Origin of the sequence: Halomonas sp. AOP43-D1-4, assembly GCF_052446175.1 — a bacterium.
Taxonomy (GTDB): domain Bacteria; phylum Pseudomonadota; class Gammaproteobacteria; order Pseudomonadales; family Halomonadaceae; genus Vreelandella; species Vreelandella citrativorans.
Genome location: NZ_JBQSVY010000005.1, coordinates 54,554 through 71,921 on the forward strand (window position 1 = coordinate 54,554; position 17,368 = coordinate 71,921).

Genomic DNA, 17,368 nt, shown 5'->3' on the forward strand with positions numbered 1-17,368 from the left:
GAGGCTGGAATGTCCCGCATAGCGAAATATCCGGTTAAAGTGCCTGCTGGTGTCGAGATCAAAATCGATGCTAGCCAGCTGACCGCCAAAGGCGGCCAAGGCACGCTGTCACTGCCCATTCACCAGGACGTGGTGATTGGTCAAGAAGATGGCCAGCTGACCTTCGCCCCGAGCGAATCTGCCAAGAGCTGGGCAATGGCCGGTACTACCCGCGCCTTGGTTCAGAACCTGGTAACGGGCGTATCCGAGGGTTTCACAAAAACTCTCGAAATTGTTGGCGTCGGTTATCGTGCCCAAGCTAAGGGCCAGACGCTCAATCTTTCACTGGGCTTCTCGCACCCGGTCGACTACGAACTGCCGAAAGGTGTCACAGCGGAAACGCCGAAAAACACCGTGATCGTGCTGAAAAGCGCGGATAAGCAGATGCTCGGTCAGTGCGCCGCGGAAATCCGCGCTTTCCGTCCGCCTGAGCCGTATAAAGGCAAGGGTGTTCGGTACGCCGACGAGCAGGTGCGTCGCAAAGAAGCCAAGAAGAAGTAAGGCAGGGTTATGAACGCGAAGAAAGAATCTCGTCTCCGTCGTGCCCGCCGTGCTCGCGCCAAGATCCGCGAGCTGGGCGTGTATCGCCTGTGCGTCAACCGTACCCCGCGTCACATCTACGCGCAGATTATCTCGCCGGATGGTGGCAAAGTGTTGGCCAGCGCTTCAACGCTGGACAAAGCACTGCGCGAGGGTGCGACCGGTAACTCAGATGCGGCCTCCAAGGTCGGTGCTCTGATTGCTGAACGCGCTAAAGAAGCAGGCATCACCCAGGTGGCCTTCGACCGTGCTGGCTTTAAGTATCACGGTCGCGTCAAGGCTCTGGCCGACGCCGCTCGTGAAGGCGGCCTGGAATTCTAAAGGGTTTTACGATGGCGAAGAACGAACAGCAAAACGGTGATCTGCAAGAGAAGTTAGTGCAGGTTAACCGCGTCGCCAAGGTGGTCAAGGGTGGTCGTATTTTCGGCTTCACCGCGCTGACCGTCGTAGGTGATGGTAAAGGTCGTGTTGGTTTCGGTCGTGGCAAGGCGCGTGAAGTGCCGGTCGCAATTCAGAAAGCAATGGACCAGGCTCGTCGCAACATGGTCAAGGTTAACCTTGCAGGCAACACGCTGCAGTACCCTGTGAAAGCCCGTCACGGTGCTTCCAAGGTCTACATGCAGCCAGCCTCCGAAGGTACCGGTATCATCGCCGGTGGTGCTATGCGCTCTGTATTAGAGCTTGCTGGCGTCCACGATGTACTGGCCAAGTGCTACGGTTCCACCAACCCGGTTAACGTGGTACGAGCGACTGTTAAAGGTCTCTCTGCTATGCATGCACCGGAAGACATCGCCGCCAAGCGCGGTCTGTCTGTCGACGCGATCACGGGGTAAGGCACCATGGCAGCAACGATCAAGGTTACCCAGATCCGCAGCACCATCGGCGTTTTGCCCAAGCACAAGGCTACTATGAAAGGCCTGGGCCTGCGTCGCATCGGTCACTCGGTTGAACTGGAAGACACCCCTGCCGTTCGCGGCATGATCCACAAGGTAAATTACCTTGTGCGTGTTGAGGGAGAGTAATCCATGAAACTTAATACCTTAAGCCCGGCCCCGGGCTCCAAACCCGCTGAAAAGCGCGTTGGTCGTGGTATCGGTTCCGGTCTTGGTAAGACCGGCGGCCGTGGCCACAAAGGTCAGAAATCACGCAGTGGCGGTAGCGTCAAGCCTGGTTTCGAAGGCGGTCAGATGCCCATGCAGCGTCGTTTGCCGAAATTCGGTTTTACGTCTGCTAAATCATTGGTCTCTGAAGAAATACGCCTGGCTGAACTTGCCAAGGTTTCCGGTGACGAAGTCACTATGGAAACGCTGAAGCAAGCCAACGTGCTGAAGGATGCAACGCTACACGCGAAAATCATCCTTTCAGGCGAACTGAACAAGGCAGTTACCGTTCGTGGAATCAAGGTCACCAAAGGTGCCCGTGAAGCGATCGAAGCTGCTGGCGGCAAGGTAGAGGACTAAATGGCCAAGTCAGGAAATATGCCGGCGATGGGCAGCGGTCTGAGTGAACTGTGGGCGCGTTTGCGCTTCGTGCTCCTCGCCATCGTGGTGTACCGTATCGGTGCCCACATTCCCGTTCCCGGTATCAATCCTGACCAGCTTGCTGCCTTGTTTAGGGAGCAACAGGGCACCATCCTGGGCATGTTTAACATGTTCTCGGGTGGCGCCCTGGAGCGCATGAGCGTCCTCGCTTTGGGCATAATGCCTTATATTTCTGCGTCGATTATCATGCAGCTGATGACTGCGGTCTCACCCCATCTTGAACAGCTCAAGAAGGAAGGTGAGTCCGGCCGCCGCAAGATTAGCCAGTACACCCGCTACGGCACGGTGATACTGGCTCTTGTCCAGGCTACCGGTATGTCGGTCGGTCTGGCTAGCCAAGGCATCGCTTACAGCGCTGACTTCAGCTTCTATTTCACCGCCGTGATTACGTTTGTGTCAGGCGCGGTGTTTATGATGTGGCTAGGTGAGCAGATTACCGAGAAGGGCATCGGCAACGGTATTTCGTTGCTGATCTTCGCTGGTATCGTCGCTGGGCTGCCCAGTGCCGTGGGGCAAGCGTTTGAACTTGCTCGTAACGAAGGGGCCTGGAATGTCCTTCCGCTGTTAGCGCTGTCAGTGCTAGGTATTGCCACCGTCGCGTTTGTGGTGTTCATTGAGCGCGGTCAACGCCGCTTGAAAGTGAACTACCCACGTCGCCAGGTTGGCAACAAGATGTATGCAGGCCAAAGCAGCTACCTGCCTTTGAAAGTGAATATGGCGGGTGTTATTCCTGCGATCTTCGCGTCCAGTATCCTACTCTTCCCGGCTTCTATTGGTCAGTGGGTAGGTGCAGGTGAAGGTATGGAGTGGTTACAGCGTGCATCACAAGCATTAGCCCCTGGGCAACCGCTTTACATCTTGCTTTTCGCGGCGGCAGTGGTATTCTTCTGCTTCTTTTACACAGCGCTGGTCTTCAATCCGAAGGATGTAGCTGACAATTTGAAAAAGTCAGGTGCGTTCCTGCCGGGCATTCGCCCCGGCGAGCAGACCGCTCGCTATATCGACAAAGTCATGACGCGTCTGACTTTGTTCGGTGCCCTGTATATCACTGCGGTTTCCTTGATGCCCCAGTTCCTGATCGTTGCGTGGAATGTGCCATTCTTTTTTGGCGGCACCTCGCTCCTGATCGTGGTGGTGGTCATCATGGACTTCATGGCTCAGGTGCAGTCACACCTCATGTCGCATCAGTATGACTCGGTGATGAAGAAGTCCAACCTGAAAGGCTACGGTAGCGGCGGCATCATGCGCTGAGGCGCCGCCTTACGATTGGCGCGCCGCGAGCCGTTTTTGGAGAAAGAACGATGAAAGTTCGAGCTTCCGTAAAGAAAATGTGCCGTAACTGTAAGATCATTCGTCGCAATGGCGCTGTTCGCGTCATCTGCATCGAACCACGGCACAAGCAGCGTCAGGGTTAATTCCTACGTTGTTTTAAGTGGGTGTTCGGCATACCCCTTGCCTTAGGGCATTTAAAGGGGTATGCTGTTGCGCCTTTTGTAGATGAATAAACGAGCAAGCCGCTCAAATTTCGGAGTAAGCTGATGGCCCGTATTGCAGGCGTCAATATCCCGGACAACAAGCATGCGGCGATCTCGCTGACCTATATCTTCGGGATTGGCCGTACTCGCGCGCAGCATATCTGTGCTGCTGCCGGTATCGCGCTGACTACCAAGATCCAGGACCTATCTGGCGAAGAGCTGGATACCCTGCGTTCTGAAGTTGGTAAGTACACCGTAGAAGGCGACCTTCGTCGTGATGTTACGCTGAACATTAAGCGTCTCATGGACTTAGGCTGCTACCGTGGTCTGCGTCATCGTCGTAGTCTTCCGCTGCGTGGTCAGCGGACCAAGACTAACGCGCGCACCCGTAAGGGCCCGCGTAAGCCGATCCGCAAATAATACGCAGGCTCTTTAATAGAGAGCCGGCGTAACGACAGGAATAGACATCAACATGGCTAACCCGCGTAGTAACCGTAAAAAGGTTAAAAAGCAGGTAGTGGACGCCGTTGCGCATATCCATGCCTCTTTTAACAACACGATCGTGACGATCACAGACCGCCAGGGCAATGCTCTTTCTTGGGCAACTGCCGGTGGTTCGGGTTTTCGTGGTTCTCGCAAGAGCACCCCGTTCGCTGCTCAAGTAGCAAGCGAGCGTGCAGCGACTGCTGCAGCCGAGTATGGTGTGAAAAACGTAGACGTACTGGTTAAAGGCCCAGGTCCCGGTCGTGAATCCGCCGTGCGCGCACTCAATGCCGCAGGCTTCCGCGTGCAAAGCATCGTAGACGCGACGCCCATTCCCCATAATGGCTGCCGTCCGCCTAAGAAACGCCGCGTTTAAGGAGACAGATTCATGGCTCGTTATATTGGACCGAAGTGCAAACTGTCTCGTCGTGAAGGCACCGATCTCTTTTTGAAGAGTGGCGTGACTCCCTTCGAGAAAAAGTGTAAATCCGAGCAAATCCCGGGTGTACACGGCCAGCGTCGTCAGCGTCTTTCAGACTACGGCTTGCAGCTTCGTGAGAAGCAAAAAGTACGTCGCATGTATGGCGTACTCGAAAAACAGTTCCGTAACTACTACAAAGAAGCTGCTCGCCTGAAAGGTGCGACCGGTGAAGTATTGTTGCAGTTGCTTGAATCCCGACTGGATAACGTCGTCTACCGTATGGGTTTCGGCTCGACTCGCTCTGAAGCGCGTCAGCTCGTTAGCCACAAGGCGATTTCCGTGAACGGCCGCACCGTTAACGTTGCTTCCTACCAAGTGAAGCCGGGTGACGTTGTTGCTATTCGCGAAAAGGCGAAGAACCAGGCACGTATTCAAAACGCGTTGACCATTGCGGCCAACCGTGGCGATATCCTCTGGATTGAAATCGACGCCAAGAAGATGGAAGGCACTTTCAAGGCTCTGCCTGAACGCGGTGACCTGACTGCCGACATCAACGAAAACCTGATCGTCGAGCTGTACTCCAAGTAAGCGGCGTTAATTAATCTGCTTCTTGAAGCCTGGGCGGGATAGCAAAGCTAACCGCCCAGATGCTCTTGAGTACGGTTCTTAAGAACTCAGTATCCGTTTGGCAGCCTGAAAGGTGTTCATATGCAGCGTTCAGTGACAGAGTTTCTTCGTCCTCGCGACATCAAGGTCGAAGAAATCAGCGCACATCATGCCAAAATCGTTCTCGAACCGTTCGAGCGTGGTTTTGGTCACACCCTGGGGAATGCACTGCGTCGCATTCTGCTTTCGTCTATGCCCGGCGCTGCCGTGGTAGAGGCTGAAATTGCGGGTGTAGAGCACGAGTACAGTGCGCTCGAAGGGGTGCAGGAAGATGTCATCGAAATCCTCCTGAACTTGAAAGATGTTGCGATCAAGATGCACAGCCGCGATGAGGCGGTGCTCTCGCTGAACAAGCAGGGCCCAGCCGTCGTCACTGCTGGCGACATTGCGCTTGATCATAGCGTCGAAATCGTCAACCCGGACCACGTCATTGCACACGTCAATGAAGGTGCCGAGCTGAAAATTCAGCTTAAGGTAGCGCTGGGTCGTGGCTACGAACCGGCTGACGCCCGTGGCTCTGATGAAGAGACCCGTGCTATTGGCCGCCTGCAGCTGGATGCCACCTTCAGCCCTGTCCGCCGCGTTTCCTACTCGGTTGAAGCCGCTCGTGTTGAGCAGCGCACCGACCTCGATAAGCTGATTATCGATCTGGAAACCGACGGTACTTTGGATCCGGAAGAGGCTATCCGTCGCAGTGCGACCATTCTGCAAGAGCAGCTGGCCGCCTTCGTCGACCTTGAAGCTGATAAAGAGCAGGAAGTCGAAGAGGAAGAAGATCACGTTGATCCAATCCTATTGCGCCCCGTAGACGATCTTGAGTTGACCGTTCGCAGCGCGAACTGCCTAAAAGCCGAGAATATTTACTATATCGGTGATCTTATCCAGCGCACAGAAGTTGAGCTGTTGAAGACACCGAACCTCGGTAAAAAATCCTTGAATGAAATCAAGGACGTTTTGGCGGCGCGCGGCTTGTCCCTCGGCATGCGGTTGGAAAATTGGCCGCCCGCTAGCCTGAAGGACGACAAGGCCACCGCGTGAGTGTCGACTTGAGTCCCAGTTTGGTAAGGAATTACAACCATGCGTCATCGTAAGAGTGGTCGTCATCTGAATCGCACCAGCTCGCATCGTCAGGCCATGTTCAAGAACATGTCTGTCTCGCTGGTCGAACATGAAGTCATCAAGACAACCCTGCCCAAGGCCAAGGAACTGCGTCGCGTTATCGAGCCGCTGATCACCTTAGCCAAGCAGGATAGCGTTGCGAACCGTCGTTTGGCGTTCTCTCGCACACGTTCCAAAGAAGCCGTTGGCAAGCTGTTCAATGAGCTGGGTCCGCGTTACGCCGAGCGTCCGGGTGGCTACATCCGTATTCTCAAGTGCGGTTTCCGCACCGGCGACAACGCGCCTATGGCGTACGTTGAGCTAGTAGACCGTCCGGTTGCTGAAGAAGCCGCTGCTGAAGAGTAAATCTTTAGTTGCTGCCTCTTTAAAGCAGAATGAAAACCGACCCAGCTGGGTCGGTTTTTTTATGCCTGGCGTATCGAGTAATGCCGCTATAAACGTTAAATTGTCCGACGAGCGTGCTAGTCTAGAGTGAATTGACGGGGCCATTGGCGCTGCAGTTGTTTACCCTTGGGAACTGATTCATGGCGCATTATTCAATGCGGGGGTGTACGCGTGCAAGCCGAGGAAGAAGTGTGCGTCTCGTTTCCAGCGTAAATGAATCATCAAGGGGCAGACATGGTGACGAGGGGAGTAAACGATAACAAGGCGTCGAGGGCATGGCTAGCGGTAACGATGTTACTGCTATTGATCATCACCACCTCGACCGTGCAGGCGAATCCACGTTACGCAGGTATTGTGGTCGACCTTGATAACGGTGAAGTTTTATACGCAGAAAATGTGGATGCACCGCGTTATCCTGCTTCGCTGACCAAAATGATGACGCTGTACATGACCTTTGAAGCGCTGGAAAGTGGCACTTTAACGCTCAATGAGCCCCTCGCTGTTTCTGCCCAGGCCGCGGCCATGCCCGCTACCAAATTATGGCTTTCTGCGGGCAGTACGATTCCTGTCGATACCGCTATCCGCGCCCTGGCTGTGCGTTCGGCGAATGATGTCGCCGTTGTGGTGGCTGAAGCATTGGGCGGTAGCGAGCAGCGCTTTGCGCGGCTTATGACCGAAAAGGCGCGAGAGTTAGGTATGACAGCCACGACCTTCCGCAACGCCTCGGGACTTCCTGATGACCAGCAAATTACCTCCGCGCGGGACATGCTCACACTTTCGGTGCGTGTCATGCAGGATTTTCCACAGTATTACCATTACTTCGGTCTTCAGGAATTTACTTATCGCGACAAGCGCCACACCAGTCATAATCGGCTGGTGCGCGACTATCCCGGTGCCGATGGTTTAAAAACCGGCTTTATTCGTGCCTCTGGCTTTAACGTCGCGACGACAGCGGTGCATGATGGCCGGCGGCTGGTTGCCATTGTGATGGGAGGGTTTAGCTCTTCATCGCGTGATACTCATATGGCCGATTTACTCGACCGAGGCTTTATGCGCGCTGAGCTGCGCGATCAGCGTACATGGGTCGCCAATACCAGTTTCTCTCAGGAGTTTATGGGGTTTGGTGGTTCTACACCTCCCGTGGCACCCCCCAAGGCGCCAACACCTGCGCCAAGCCAAATGCTTGCCAGTATTGAAACGACCACGCTGTCACCTGCCCCCAATACCAGCGTAGACGAGCAACTGGCCACGATCACCGTTGAAGGCCCGGCCGAGGCGTCCCGCGCGTCTAACGCTGACCCTTTGCAGGACTTTATTCAAAGAGAGCGCTTGGTGGAAGCTCCCCCGACCGGCGCCTGGGGTATCCAAGTGGGTGCATTTAGCCAGCAAGGGCAGGCTCAACAGCTGGCCCAACAAGCGGCCCAGCGCTTAACGCAAAACTTGGCCGGACGCGTGGAGGTGGATACGCTTGAAGGCCAAACGCCGGTATACCGTGCTCGCCTGGTGGCTTTGGATGAGCACCGCGCCCGTGAAGCCTGCCGTGAACTACAACTGCAAGGCATGGAGTGCATGGTGGTCAACGCAAGCCTTTAAGCCTTGTTTTAAATGTCAAAAAACCCCACCAGCTTTTATGAGCTGGTGGGGTTTTTTTATGGTTGATGTCACGACCCACTACGGCTTTTCACCAGTGCACACGTACGCGCGCAATCGCTTAGGCTAGGCAAAGGCGTACGCGTTCATTGCCAGCACGCCATGCTCAACGCTGCGGTGGAGCGGTGTGACATCACCGCCTGCGCCCATGGCTACCAGTAACGGCTGAAAATGCTCGGGCGTTGGATGATTCCTGCTCGCTTCGGGGGCCGTTTGCCAGGCAAGCAACGCCTCACGGTCATTGTTCACAAGCTGGGTGTCGACCCACTCTGCAAAAGCGCCGACCCAGTTGGGCATTGGGTTATCAAGCGGCATGGTTTCGTAAAGGTTATGGGTCAGGCTGCCCGACCCGATCACCAGAATACCTTCTTCACGCAGTGGCGCCAGGCGCTTACCCAGCTCAACCAGCTTGTCGTTGGACCAACGCACAGGCAGCGATAGCGTAACGACAGGAATATCCGCCTTGGGAAACATCAGCGAAAGAGGTGCCCAGGTGCCGTGGTCAAACCCTCGTTCCACTTCTGAGGCGCCCAGTAATTTGGCCAAGCGGTTGGCCAGTGCAGGCTCGCCAGGTGCTGGGTACTGCTGCTCGAACAGTTCGCGGGGAAAGCCGCCGAAGTCATGAAGGGTTTCTGGCCAAGGGCTGTTACTGACTTTCAGCGTCTGACTTTCCCAGTGCGCCGAAACCACAATGATCGCCTTGGGCGTCAGTCGCTTGCCCAGCGAACGTAAAAAGTGATGGGCAGGCGTAGGGGTGAGGATCAGCATGGGAGAGCCGTGGGATATAAAAAGACTGGGTAGCATAACAACGTCTCCTGGCAGAAGGCCCTGGCAGTGACCAGGGCGCGAGCAAAGGCATGGCGGAGAAAAGGTGATAGATAAACTCGTTTGGGTGCGCCTAACGCGATTAGCTAACGCGGCGGTTCAGTGTAAAGCTGCCGCCGCCTAAACCTGCCTGCACGAGCAGGGCAACGGTCCAGAATGCCGGGAACTCCCAACCACCGCCAGCGTTGGTAAACGCCCAGCCGTTGCCAAGATGCACGGACGTAGCACCCAGCAGCAGAGGAATCATTGCAAGGCTAATCCAGCGCGTATAAATACCCAGAATCAAGGCCAGGCCGCCGCCAACTTCTCCCAGAATCGTTAAGTAGGCTATAACGCTTGGTAGGCCCAGTGACTCAAAGTAGGCGACCGTGCCCGGCAGGGTAAACACAAACACCTTGGTCAGGCCATGGGCGAGTGCCATCACGCCAAGTGATAGTCGCAGCAGAGCGATGGCGTGGGGTTGAAGGTTCGTGCTCATGGTGGAAGAAGATGCATTCATGGGGTATCTCCATTGGGCAGTGCTGAAAGTTCAATGGGGACACTTTACGTTCATTGACGGCAGAGATAATCCACGCGTACCAAACATCACTGTTGCGAAATAGGCGACAATCCCATCTCCTGCTCCCAGTAAGGCGGGCTACCCCAGGCGTCCGTTAACAACTCAATAAACCGCTCTACCTTGGCAGGTAAAAAGCGTCGCGCAGGGTAAATGGCATGAATATCCAGCATCTTGGGGGGGATGTGCGGCAGTACCTGAACCAGCCGCCCAGCGATAATGCTCTCCGTTACCAAAAAGCTGGGTTGATGAGCGATACCGATGCCTGCCTCGGCGGCATGGGTTAAAACATCGCCATTGTTGCTTTCAAGCGGGCCTTGGGGTGTCAGTGTCATATGTTCAAAACGCCAGTTGCTATTGGCTAAATCGCTGCGGTAACGCAGGCAGCGGTGGTGCGCAAGCGCCTCTGCATTTGCCGGCACGCCATGGGTTTCAAGGTACGCCGGAGATGCGCAAAACAGCATTTGACAGCGCGTCAGGCGCCTGGCGATCAGGCTTGAGTCGGGCAGGTTGCCAATACGAATGGCCACATCGTAGCCCTCTTCGAGAAGATCCACGCGGCGGTCACCTAAATCCAGGCGTACATCCAGGCCAGGATATGCCACCATAAAGCGCGCCACCAGCGGGGAGAGGTGGCGCATGCCAAAACTCATGGGGCCGTTGATGCGTAAACGGCCGCTTATTTCAGAAATGCCGCTGCCTACGTCGGCGGCAGCCTCATCAAGGGCCTGTAAAATCGCTTGGGCATGCGCAAGGTAGCGCTCGCCCTCGGCGGTTAAATGCAGGCGCCGCGTGGTGCGCTGAATAAGCCGCACCCCGAGCGTCTCTTCAAGGGCCATGACAACGCGTGATACCCGCGTGCGGGAAAGATCCAACGCCTCAGCGGCCCGCGTGTAGCTGCCAAGCTCGGCAACTTTGACAAAAGCGGCAATATGGTCGAGCTGGTTCATGGCCGAGCCAACGCCCGTGCGGCCTGGTAAGGGTCAGGCTGGCCACAAATGGCGGAGATAACCGCCAAGCCATTGGCACCGGCTGCAACGACCTGCTGGGCGTGTTCAGCCTTGAGCCCGCCAATGGCCACGCTTGGCAAGGTGCAGGCCGCGGCTAATTGAGCCAGGCCTTCAAACCCCAACGGTTTAGCATGGTCCTGCTTGCTTTGGGTGGTAAACACCGGGCCCAGGCCCACGTAGTCGAGCAGGGCCACGGGGGCTGCGTGAAGCTGCTCAAGCGTATTAATCGAAAGCCCGATAATTGCCTCTGGCCCCATGGCTGCCCGTGCCTCTTGAACCGCTGTATCGCTTTGGCCGACATGCAGCCCATCGGCGCCGCTTTGCAAGGCAACGTTCAAGCGGTCATTAATCACCAGCGGTACCCCGCTACCCGCCAGGGCGGCTTTCAAACGCTTGGCCTGTTCAATCATGTCGGGATCGCTTGCGTGTTTATCGCGCAGTTGAACAAAGCTGACGCCCCCTTTGACGGCCTCAATCACGGTGCGCTCTAGCCCTGCGGCTTTACAGAGTTGAGCGTCAGTGACCAGATAAAGCGAAAGATCAAAACGCATTAGCCTTCCTCCAGCCCGGTAAACTGACGGACGTCTGTAGGTGTTAGCTGATACAAGGCGTCCAACAGGGCTACCTGAAAACTACCCGGGCCTGCCGCCTGTTGTCCAGCGCGGCTACCCGCGATAGCAAAGCTTGTAAGTGCGGCTAACGTGGCGTTCAAGGGAGCTCCGGGGCTGGCCGCTACAAAGGCGGCAACGGTGGCACTTAACGCACAGCCAAGCGTAGTGACACGCGGCATAAGCGCATGCCCGCCGCTCAGACGCCAGTGCTGAGTGCCATCGGTAATAAAATCCTGCACGCCGGTCATCGCGACAATACAGCGCTGCTGCTTGGCGAGGTTAATGGCGGCCTCACGCGCTTCATCCGTAGAGGCCGTGGCATCCACCCCACGGCCCGCGTGGGTCAAGCCGGAAAGCGTCATGATTTCTGAGGTATTGCCACGGATCACGCTGGGCTTAAAAGCCAATAGCGTTTGTGAAAGCGTTTGACGGTAGTAGGTGGCGCCCACCGCAACCGGGTCCAATACCCAAGGGGTATTGCGCTCGTTGGCCGTTCTGGCGGCAAGCTGCATACCTTCTGCCCAGTGTGGTGAAGGTGTACCGATATTGATCGAAAGTGCCCCGGCCAAGCGAGTAAACTCAGCGACTTCCTCAGTTGAATGCAGCATGGCTGGGGAAGCGCCAACAGCCAGCAGGCAGTTAGCCGTGCTGTTCATCGCTACAAAATTGGTAATACAGTGCACTAACGGCGTGGTGCGTTGTACAGCGGAAAGCGCGTCGCTCAGCGGGAGTGATGTCATGGCCACCTCACAGCGTAGATCGGGTGTGATGACACCGCGACTTCCTACGCCGGTATTATCCGGTTCAGGTTCTAAGGGTGCATCTCAGCTTGAGAGTCTCAAGCGCCCCTGTCGTCAGGCTACTATCCTTGCCTTGGGCGGTGCTGTAAAGCGCAGACGATGTGTAAGGGGAGGCCGGTAGGGTAAGCGGGGCTGGAATAATGGCTGTTCTGCCCTCATGGTATGTCATCACAACGGCATCATGCGGTGTGAAACGGTTAGCGATAGGCTTGTACACGGTATGGTTTTTGTCAAAGATAACCGCTCAATCAATTCATTTAACAGCATAATTCCCACAAGGAGCCCAAGATGACTTTGCAAGGTGAACAGCATAAAGGCGTTCGTCCGGCCCCTGCGAAAACCCAAGGGTTTCGCTTAAACCATACGATGCTGCGGGCGAAAGACCCCGAGCGTTCATTGGCCTTTTACTCCCAGGTATTTGGCATGCAGGTGCTGCGTCGGCTGGATTTCGAAGAGATGCAGTTTTCGCTCTACTTTCTGGCGAACCTGGAAGCCAACGACCAGGTGCCGGAAGATACCCAGGCGCGTACGGCCTGGACCTTCAGCCAAAAGGGGCTGTTAGAACTTACCCATAACTGGGGCACCGAAGACCAGGACGATTTTGCCTACCACGATGGCAATGCCGAACCGCAGGGCTTTGGACATATCTGCTTTAGCGTGCCGGACTTGGAAGCGGCCCAGGCGTGGTTTGATGAGCACGATGTGACGTTCATAAAGCGGGCGGACCAAGGCAAAATGCAGGGCGTCATTTTTGTGAAAGACCCGGACGGCTACTGGATCGAAGTTATCCAGGCCGACCTAATGGCGGCGATGGGCGACTGATATGGCACACTTGCTGTTTCGGCTGCGCTACGTTACCGATGAAGAAGCCATGGAAGTCCGCTCACTACTGGCAGAACATGGTTTTGATACCTATGAAACGCAGGCCGGTTTTTTCCGCTTAGGGGTGGACGCTATCTGGCTGCGTGATGAAACCCAGCGTGAGGCGGCCGAAGCGGCACTGGCGGTGTATCAAGCCGAGCGCTTCACCAAGGCTCGGCAAGCGCACGCCGAGGCCGTGAGCCAAGGCGATGCACCTACCTTATGGCGCCGCTTGGCGGCGCATCCCTTTCAGGTCACCCTGGTAATAGTGGCGGTCGTCATGGTGGTACTGCTTACGCTGCTGCCATTTCTTGGCCTGACACGTTAATCAAGCCGCAGGTGCCCGCGTTTTAAGTAGAGTTTGACCCCTTCGCTGCCCGCGCTAAGTTGGGGAGCGGCGCCGGGAGGGTAGCGACACCAGCTGCCCGTCGGGTATTCGGTATCGCCGTCGCACAAGGTGCCTTCCAGAACAAACGCTTCCAGGCCACCGCCCAGCGTCGGGTAGGCAATCGTCACGCCCGCCTCCCACCGCTCCAGGCTGGCGCGCTCCTGGTGAAAGGTATGCAGCATTTTATAGGTAATGCCTAGGCGACGGTCCGGCTGCCAAGGTAAACGGTGAGCAGGAACGGCCAGTTGAAGAATGTCATTGGCTGCAAACTGGTGAAGCTTCACCAGGATGAGCGCGCCCTCATCGCCTATGTGCGGGGTGTGGCCCGTACCGATAGGATTACGCAGATAGGTGCCCGCGGGGTAGCGGCCGTGTTCATCACCGAACACGCCCTCTAGTACAAGGATCTCTTCCCCGCCGTCGTGGGTATGTGCGGTGAACTGACTATTGGGCGCGTAGCGTACCAGGCTGGTCGCTCTGGCGACTTCCTCGCCGATGCGATCAAGCATCATGCGTGTGACGCCTGCACTGGGCGAATCGACCCATTGATATTGGTCCGGCGTTACGCAGGCAAAGTGGCTAAAGTCGGCGTTAAGGCGCATGGTGTTGGCTCTTTGCAGTGGGGGGATCGCGGTAGTGCAAGTCTCCTTATCCACCACCCAAAATGCAATGCATAAAAGAGCGCTTTAATGACGAGCCTTTAGGAAGGCTCGTGGCATAAAGGCGGTTTTTTTTCAGGGCGTCGCCGCAAGCGTCGTCAGAATATGGTGGGCGGCCTCAATACGTGCCTGGTTGGGATAATTGCGGTTGGCGAGCATCACGATGCCTATTTGCTGGCTGGGTACAAAGGCGACATAAGCGCCAAAGCCATTGGTTGAGCCCGTCTTGTTAAACCACACATCGTCATCTGCCGGTAACGGTGGCTGAAGCTGCTCGGCCTCGTTCGCCTCCAGCACCATCTCCATTGAATTGCCTGCTTGTAGCTGGTCAAGCGACACAGGGTAGGCATAGCGCTCCCAACCGAGGCCTTGGGTCATATCGCCCACGTTGACGTAACCCATCCGGGTTGCTTCCAGTGCTTCGCGCAGCGGTTCATCCACCGCTGAGTTGTCCATGTTGGCGTTAATGAACGCCAGCATATCGGCGCTATTCGACTTTACCCCGTAGGCCTCTGCATCCAATACGCCGGGGTTCACCCGAATCGGCTCACCCTCTTTTGAGTACCCGAAGGCGTAGTTCGCCTGCGCGTCTTCAGGTACCTGCAAGTAGCTGTGTTCAAGGCCGAGTGCTGAAAACACGTGCGCTTCCATCAACTGGGCGTAAGGTTTTCCAAGCCGCTGGGCGGTCAGGTAACCGAGTAATCCAATGCTCGGATTTGAATAGAGTCGATGGGTGCCGGGCGCATACGTCGGTGCCCACTGGCGGTAGTAGGCGACCATGTCGTCTTCGTTGTTGACGCTATCTGGAAACTGCAACGGCAGCCCACCCGCCGTGTAGGTGCCCAGTTCCAATAGGCTGATGTTATCAAAGGCGCTTCCTTCAAGGGCTGGCAGGTACTGGCTGGCGGAGTCAGAAAGTGACAGAGCACCGCTGGCCTGAGCGTAAGCCGCCAGCGTCGCCGTAAACGTCTTGCTGACGGAACCCAGCTCAAACAGCATATCGGTAGTTACCGGCACGCCAGCCTCTTGATCGGCGACCCCATAATTAAAGTAATAGGGTGTGCCCCTAACGCTCACCGCTACGGCCATGCCCGGGATACTGTGCGCGTCCATCAAGGCTACGATAGTGTCGTTGACCACCGACGCCACCGGCAGACTGCGCGGATCATCATTCGCATAGCCAAAAGCGCTGATAAGAAACGAACCTGCCACAATAAGCGCATTCTTTGCTGTTAACATCTTGTTCATCAGAAAACCCGTTACGTGTTGTTGGTTAACATCGGGTGTTGGCCCCGCTGATTCGTTGCTTACGTTACGGCGAACCGTACAAGGTGACAAACAGCGATATTTTGCATAAGCCATTAGAAAAATTTGGGGGTCTGTGTCGTGCGTCCCTACTTACCACTAAAAGCCCTGCGTGCCTTTGAAGCGTCGGCCAGGCACCTGAGTTTTACCCGAGCGGCTGCCGAGCTATGCGTGACGCAAGCGGCCGTAAGTCATCACGTAAAACTGCTGGAGAGCCAGTTGAAGGTAGCGCTGTTCACCCGCCTGCCGCGCGGGCTGATGTTAACGCAAGAGGGCGAAATGCTACTGCCGGTCCTCAAGGCGTCGTTTGATCAGATTACGCACACGCTGGATCAATTAGGCGAGCAGAACTACCGGGAGGTATTGAATGTGGGCGCGGTGGGCACGTTCGCCGTCGGCTGGTTGTTGCCCAGGCTTGCTGACTTTAAGGAGCGTTATCCGTTTATTGATCTGCGCCTTTCGACCCATAACAACCGTACGGATATGGCTGCGGACGGGTTCGACTTTGCTATCCGCTTTGGAACGGGCGCCTGGCACGGTATTGCGGCCCAGCCCTTGTTGCCAGCCTCGCTGTCGGTCATGTGCACGCCTGACATCGCCACCCGGCTAAAGACGCCGGCTGATGTCGTGGGTGAAACATGGCTACGCTCTTATCGCACCGATGAGTGGACGCAGTGGCTACTGGCGGCGGGGTTATCAAGCAGTGTTTCTGTGCCAAGAAGTATCGTGTTTGACTCTTCTATTGCCATGATAGAAGCCGCACAGCAGGGTGCAGGCATTGCCCTGGCGCCGCCTTCAATGTTCTCACGCCCGCTCACCAGCGGTGCTTTGGTACAACCGTTCAGCACCGCGGTGAGTTTAGGCGGGTACTGGCTGACGCGCTTACAGTCGCGGCCAGAAACCCAGGCCATGGCCTGTTTTAGAGAGTGGCTGACCCTGGCAACCAATGCCTAGTGGCTATGGCTATGCTCGCTGTGATCATGCCCGTGGTCATGGTCATGGTCATGGTCATGATCGTCATGTGCATGGTCGTGGCCGTCATGCGCATGGTCATCATGGCCCGGTTGGGCCAGTGCTTCGTGCAGCACTACCGCATTGTGGCGCATCATGCCAAGGTAAGTGCTCGCTTCGCCCTCGGAAGAGAGCGCATCGGCATACAGTGTTCCGGCAATCGGCAGGCTCGTCTCTTCAGAAAGTTGCTGAATGACCGCAGGATTGGTCATGTTTTCATGGAACAGGGCTTGTACGTTCTGGTCGTTGATCACGTCCACCAGCTCGGCCATGCTGGCGCCGCTGGGTTCTACTTCGGTTGATAAGCCGGTAGGTGCCAAAAAGTTGACGCCGTAAGCATTCGAGAAGTAGCCAAAGGAGTCGTGGCCAGTAATCACGCTGGTTGAGGCCGGGATCTCGCTGATGAGCTCACGAATTTCAGCATCGACTTCTGCCATGCTGGCCAGGTAATTATCGGCGTTAGCTTGGTACTCATCGGCGTTAGTTTCATCGGCCTCAATCAACCCGTCACGAATATTGGCAACGTAAATCCGCGCTTGGGCCATATCCTGCCAGGCATGAGGATCAAATTCACCATGCGCATGGTCGTGTCCGTGATCATGGTCGTGTCCGTGATCATGGTCGTGGTCATGCCCGTGGTCGTGCCCATGATCATGGTAGTCGAGCTTGTTAATGCCATCGGTGGCCGTTATCAATGCGCCGTTGTAGCCGCTGGATTCAATGAGCCGCTCCATCCAGCCTTCGAACAGTAGGCCGTTGAATACCACAAGATCCGCTTCTGTCAGTGCGCGTGCATCGCTTGGGCGAGGGGAGTAGACGTGCGAATCACCGTCAGGCCCCACCAGCGATGTTACTTCAACGTGCTCACCGCCCACGTTCTCGACCATATCGGCCAGGATGGAGAAGCTTGTCACCACCTGAACGCGGTCTGCTGCGATGGCCGCGGGCAGTGCCAACATGGCGGATACGCCAACCAATAAGCGCGAAGATAACCGTAAAGACATACCGACTCCTGTTGAATGAT

24 protein-coding genes and 1 riboswitch are annotated in these 17,368 nt (G+C 56.1%); of the genes, 16 read left to right on the plus strand and 8 right to left on the minus strand.

Translation table 11 applies throughout. The features are described from left to right. Positions 1-9: 9 nt before the first annotated feature. The 13 genes from rplF to ACT3RQ_RS06780 all read left to right on the plus strand — a co-directional run bounded on the left by rplF (position 10) and on the right by ACT3RQ_RS06780 (position 8,261). Positions 10-540 carry a 50S ribosomal protein L6 gene (gene rplF, locus ACT3RQ_RS06720; protein ID WP_193053641.1) on the plus strand — a complete coding sequence of 177 codons (531 nt, stop codon included), beginning with the start codon at positions 10-12 and terminating at the stop codon, positions 538-540. A gap of 9 nt (positions 541-549) precedes the next feature. Then, positions 550-900 (plus strand): 50S ribosomal protein L18, encoded by a 351-nt coding sequence (gene rplR / locus ACT3RQ_RS06725; protein ID WP_008959159.1) that lies wholly within the window; start codon positions 550-552, stop codon positions 898-900. A gap of 11 nt (positions 901-911) precedes the next feature. Next, entirely contained in the window at positions 912-1,412 is a 501-nt protein-coding gene (gene rpsE, locus ACT3RQ_RS06730) for a 30S ribosomal protein S5 (protein WP_172117708.1), read from the plus strand. Between the two features lie 6 nt (positions 1,413-1,418). Next, the gene (gene rpmD / locus ACT3RQ_RS06735; RefSeq protein WP_087108933.1) at positions 1,419-1,601 is read left to right on the plus strand and encodes a 50S ribosomal protein L30; all 183 of its coding nucleotides are present in this window, start codon (positions 1,419-1,421) and stop codon (positions 1,599-1,601) included. A gap of 3 nt (positions 1,602-1,604) precedes the next feature. Then, a complete protein-coding gene (rplO, locus tag ACT3RQ_RS06740; protein ID WP_193053640.1) occupies positions 1,605-2,039 on the plus strand; it encodes a 50S ribosomal protein L15 in 435 nt (144 codons plus the stop codon). Continuing rightward, entirely contained in the window at positions 2,040-3,371 is a 1,332-nt protein-coding gene (gene secY / locus ACT3RQ_RS06745; RefSeq protein WP_087108929.1) for a preprotein translocase subunit SecY, read from the plus strand. Between the two features lie 50 nt (positions 3,372-3,421). Further along, positions 3,422-3,535 (plus strand): 50S ribosomal protein L36, encoded by a 114-nt coding sequence (gene rpmJ, locus ACT3RQ_RS06750; protein WP_009099023.1) that lies wholly within the window; start codon positions 3,422-3,424, stop codon positions 3,533-3,535. Between the two features lie 123 nt (positions 3,536-3,658). Beyond that, on the plus strand, positions 3,659-4,015 hold the full coding sequence (gene rpsM, locus ACT3RQ_RS06755; protein WP_192536496.1) for a 30S ribosomal protein S13: 357 nt from the start codon (positions 3,659-3,661) through the stop codon (positions 4,013-4,015). Between the two features lie 52 nt (positions 4,016-4,067). After that, positions 4,068-4,454 (plus strand): 30S ribosomal protein S11, encoded by a 387-nt coding sequence (rpsK, locus tag ACT3RQ_RS06760; RefSeq protein WP_009099028.1) that lies wholly within the window; start codon positions 4,068-4,070, stop codon positions 4,452-4,454. Positions 4,455-4,466: 12 nt separating this feature from the next. After that, positions 4,467-5,087, plus strand: coding sequence for a 30S ribosomal protein S4 (rpsD, locus tag ACT3RQ_RS06765; RefSeq protein WP_087108925.1), 621 nt, complete (start codon positions 4,467-4,469; stop codon positions 5,085-5,087). A 120-nt stretch (positions 5,088-5,207) separates the two neighbouring features. Beyond that, a complete protein-coding gene (locus tag ACT3RQ_RS06770) occupies positions 5,208-6,203 on the plus strand; it encodes a DNA-directed RNA polymerase subunit alpha (protein ID WP_172117703.1) in 996 nt (331 codons plus the stop codon). A gap of 39 nt (positions 6,204-6,242) precedes the next feature. Continuing rightward, complete coding sequence (gene rplQ, locus ACT3RQ_RS06775; RefSeq protein WP_018917717.1) at positions 6,243-6,629, plus strand: 50S ribosomal protein L17; 387 nt, start codon at positions 6,243-6,245, stop codon at positions 6,627-6,629. A gap of 330 nt (positions 6,630-6,959) precedes the next feature. Continuing rightward, complete coding sequence (locus ACT3RQ_RS06780; protein ID WP_172117806.1) at positions 6,960-8,261, plus strand: D-alanyl-D-alanine carboxypeptidase family protein; 1,302 nt, start codon at positions 6,960-6,962, stop codon at positions 8,259-8,261. Positions 8,262-8,384: 123 nt separating this feature from the next. On the opposite strand, the gene ACT3RQ_RS06785 is transcribed toward ACT3RQ_RS06780, so the two are convergent. The 5 genes from ACT3RQ_RS06785 to thiM all read right to left on the minus strand — a co-directional run bounded on the left by ACT3RQ_RS06785 (position 8,385) and on the right by thiM (position 12,060). Beyond that, the gene (locus ACT3RQ_RS06785) at positions 8,385-9,122 is read right to left on the minus strand and encodes a DODA-type extradiol aromatic ring-opening family dioxygenase (protein ID WP_172117702.1); all 738 of its coding nucleotides are present in this window, start codon (positions 9,120-9,122) and stop codon (positions 8,385-8,387) included. A 103-nt stretch (positions 9,123-9,225) separates the two neighbouring features. After that, positions 9,226-9,642: a DoxX family protein gene (locus ACT3RQ_RS06790; RefSeq protein ID WP_193053638.1), complete on the minus strand. Its 417-nt coding sequence runs from the start codon at positions 9,640-9,642 to the stop codon at positions 9,226-9,228. Between the two features lie 86 nt (positions 9,643-9,728). Continuing rightward, positions 9,729-10,649, minus strand: a complete 921-nt coding sequence (locus tag ACT3RQ_RS06795; RefSeq protein ID WP_193056587.1) for a LysR family transcriptional regulator — start codon at positions 10,647-10,649, stop codon at positions 9,729-9,731. Next, a complete protein-coding gene (thiE, locus tag ACT3RQ_RS06800) occupies positions 10,646-11,260 on the minus strand; it encodes a thiamine phosphate synthase (protein ID WP_444680169.1) in 615 nt (204 codons plus the stop codon). Before thiE ends, ACT3RQ_RS06795 begins: the two co-directional genes overlap by 4 nt. Further along, a complete protein-coding gene (gene thiM, locus ACT3RQ_RS06805; RefSeq protein WP_444680170.1) occupies positions 11,260-12,060 on the minus strand; it encodes a hydroxyethylthiazole kinase in 801 nt (266 codons plus the stop codon). Before thiM ends, thiE begins: the two co-directional genes overlap by 1 nt. Before the next feature lie 24 nt (positions 12,061-12,084). Beyond that, positions 12,085-12,180, minus strand: a riboswitch (TPP riboswitch). A 228-nt stretch (positions 12,181-12,408) separates the two neighbouring features. Between thiM and gloA the strand changes: the two genes are divergently transcribed. Together gloA and ACT3RQ_RS06815 are read left to right on the plus strand one after the other, a co-directional pair. Beyond that, positions 12,409-12,942 (plus strand): lactoylglutathione lyase, encoded by a 534-nt coding sequence (gene gloA, locus ACT3RQ_RS06810; protein ID WP_444680171.1) that lies wholly within the window; start codon positions 12,409-12,411, stop codon positions 12,940-12,942. A 1-nt stretch (position 12,943) separates the two neighbouring features. Next, positions 12,944-13,309, plus strand: a complete 366-nt coding sequence (locus tag ACT3RQ_RS06815; protein ID WP_444680172.1) for a DUF6164 family protein — start codon at positions 12,944-12,946, stop codon at positions 13,307-13,309. Here the strand turns inward: ACT3RQ_RS06815 and ACT3RQ_RS06820 are convergent. Beyond that, entirely contained in the window at positions 13,306-13,971 is a 666-nt protein-coding gene (locus tag ACT3RQ_RS06820; RefSeq protein WP_444680173.1) for a cupin domain-containing protein, read from the minus strand. The two genes, ACT3RQ_RS06815 and ACT3RQ_RS06820, sit on opposite strands and share 4 nt — an antisense overlap. Before the next feature lie 132 nt (positions 13,972-14,103). Beyond that, positions 14,104-15,267, minus strand: a complete 1,164-nt coding sequence (gene ampC / locus ACT3RQ_RS06825; protein ID WP_444680257.1) for a class C beta-lactamase — start codon at positions 15,265-15,267, stop codon at positions 14,104-14,106. A gap of 147 nt (positions 15,268-15,414) precedes the next feature. Between ampC and ACT3RQ_RS06830 the strand changes: the two genes are divergently transcribed. Next, on the plus strand, positions 15,415-16,287 hold the full coding sequence (locus tag ACT3RQ_RS06830; protein WP_444680174.1) for a LysR family transcriptional regulator: 873 nt from the start codon (positions 15,415-15,417) through the stop codon (positions 16,285-16,287). On the opposite strand, the gene ACT3RQ_RS06835 is transcribed toward ACT3RQ_RS06830, so the two are convergent. After that, positions 16,284-17,348, minus strand: a complete 1,065-nt coding sequence (locus tag ACT3RQ_RS06835; RefSeq protein ID WP_444680175.1) for a metal ABC transporter substrate-binding protein — start codon at positions 17,346-17,348, stop codon at positions 16,284-16,286. The two genes, ACT3RQ_RS06830 and ACT3RQ_RS06835, sit on opposite strands and share 4 nt — an antisense overlap. Between the last annotated feature and the right edge of the window lie 20 nt (positions 17,349-17,368).

Coding starts and splice junctions, on each gene's coding strand:
- rpsK (WP_009099028.1), top strand. CDS start 4,068: ATGGCTAACCCGCGTAGTAACCGTAAAAAGGTTAAAAAGCAGGTAGTG.
- ACT3RQ_RS06795 (WP_193056587.1), bottom strand. CDS start 10,649: ATGAACCAGCTCGACCATATTGCCGCTTTTGTCAAAGTTGCCGAGCTT.
- rpsM (WP_192536496.1), top strand. CDS start 3,659: ATGGCCCGTATTGCAGGCGTCAATATCCCGGACAACAAGCATGCGGCG.
- rplR (WP_008959159.1), top strand. CDS start 550: ATGAACGCGAAGAAAGAATCTCGTCTCCGTCGTGCCCGCCGTGCTCGC.
- rpmD (WP_087108933.1), top strand. CDS start 1,419: ATGGCAGCAACGATCAAGGTTACCCAGATCCGCAGCACCATCGGCGTT.
- ACT3RQ_RS06815 (WP_444680172.1), top strand. CDS start 12,944: ATGGCACACTTGCTGTTTCGGCTGCGCTACGTTACCGATGAAGAAGCC.
- ACT3RQ_RS06835 (WP_444680175.1), bottom strand. CDS start 17,348: ATGTCTTTACGGTTATCTTCGCGCTTATTGGTTGGCGTATCCGCCATG.
- rplF (WP_193053641.1), top strand. CDS start 10: ATGTCCCGCATAGCGAAATATCCGGTTAAAGTGCCTGCTGGTGTCGAG.
- thiE (WP_444680169.1), bottom strand. CDS start 11,260: ATGCGTTTTGATCTTTCGCTTTATCTGGTCACTGACGCTCAACTCTGT.
- ACT3RQ_RS06790 (WP_193053638.1), bottom strand. CDS start 9,642: ATGAATGCATCTTCTTCCACCATGAGCACGAACCTTCAACCCCACGCC.
- thiM (WP_444680170.1), bottom strand. CDS start 12,060: ATGACATCACTCCCGCTGAGCGACGCGCTTTCCGCTGTACAACGCACC.
- rpsD (WP_087108925.1), top strand. CDS start 4,467: ATGGCTCGTTATATTGGACCGAAGTGCAAACTGTCTCGTCGTGAAGGC.
- ACT3RQ_RS06785 (WP_172117702.1), bottom strand. CDS start 9,122: ATGCTACCCAGTCTTTTTATATCCCACGGCTCTCCCATGCTGATCCTC.
- ACT3RQ_RS06820 (WP_444680173.1), bottom strand. CDS start 13,971: ATGCGCCTTAACGCCGACTTTAGCCACTTTGCCTGCGTAACGCCGGAC.
- rplQ (WP_018917717.1), top strand. CDS start 6,243: ATGCGTCATCGTAAGAGTGGTCGTCATCTGAATCGCACCAGCTCGCAT.
- rpsE (WP_172117708.1), top strand. CDS start 912: ATGGCGAAGAACGAACAGCAAAACGGTGATCTGCAAGAGAAGTTAGTG.
- ampC (WP_444680257.1), bottom strand. CDS start 15,267: ATGTTAACAGCAAAGAATGCGCTTATTGTGGCAGGTTCGTTTCTTATC.
- rplO (WP_193053640.1), top strand. CDS start 1,605: ATGAAACTTAATACCTTAAGCCCGGCCCCGGGCTCCAAACCCGCTGAA.
- gloA (WP_444680171.1), top strand. CDS start 12,409: ATGACTTTGCAAGGTGAACAGCATAAAGGCGTTCGTCCGGCCCCTGCG.
- secY (WP_087108929.1), top strand. CDS start 2,040: ATGGCCAAGTCAGGAAATATGCCGGCGATGGGCAGCGGTCTGAGTGAA.
- ACT3RQ_RS06780 (WP_172117806.1), top strand. CDS start 6,960: ATGTTACTGCTATTGATCATCACCACCTCGACCGTGCAGGCGAATCCA.
- rpmJ (WP_009099023.1), top strand. CDS start 3,422: ATGAAAGTTCGAGCTTCCGTAAAGAAAATGTGCCGTAACTGTAAGATC.
- ACT3RQ_RS06770 (WP_172117703.1), top strand. CDS start 5,208: ATGCAGCGTTCAGTGACAGAGTTTCTTCGTCCTCGCGACATCAAGGTC.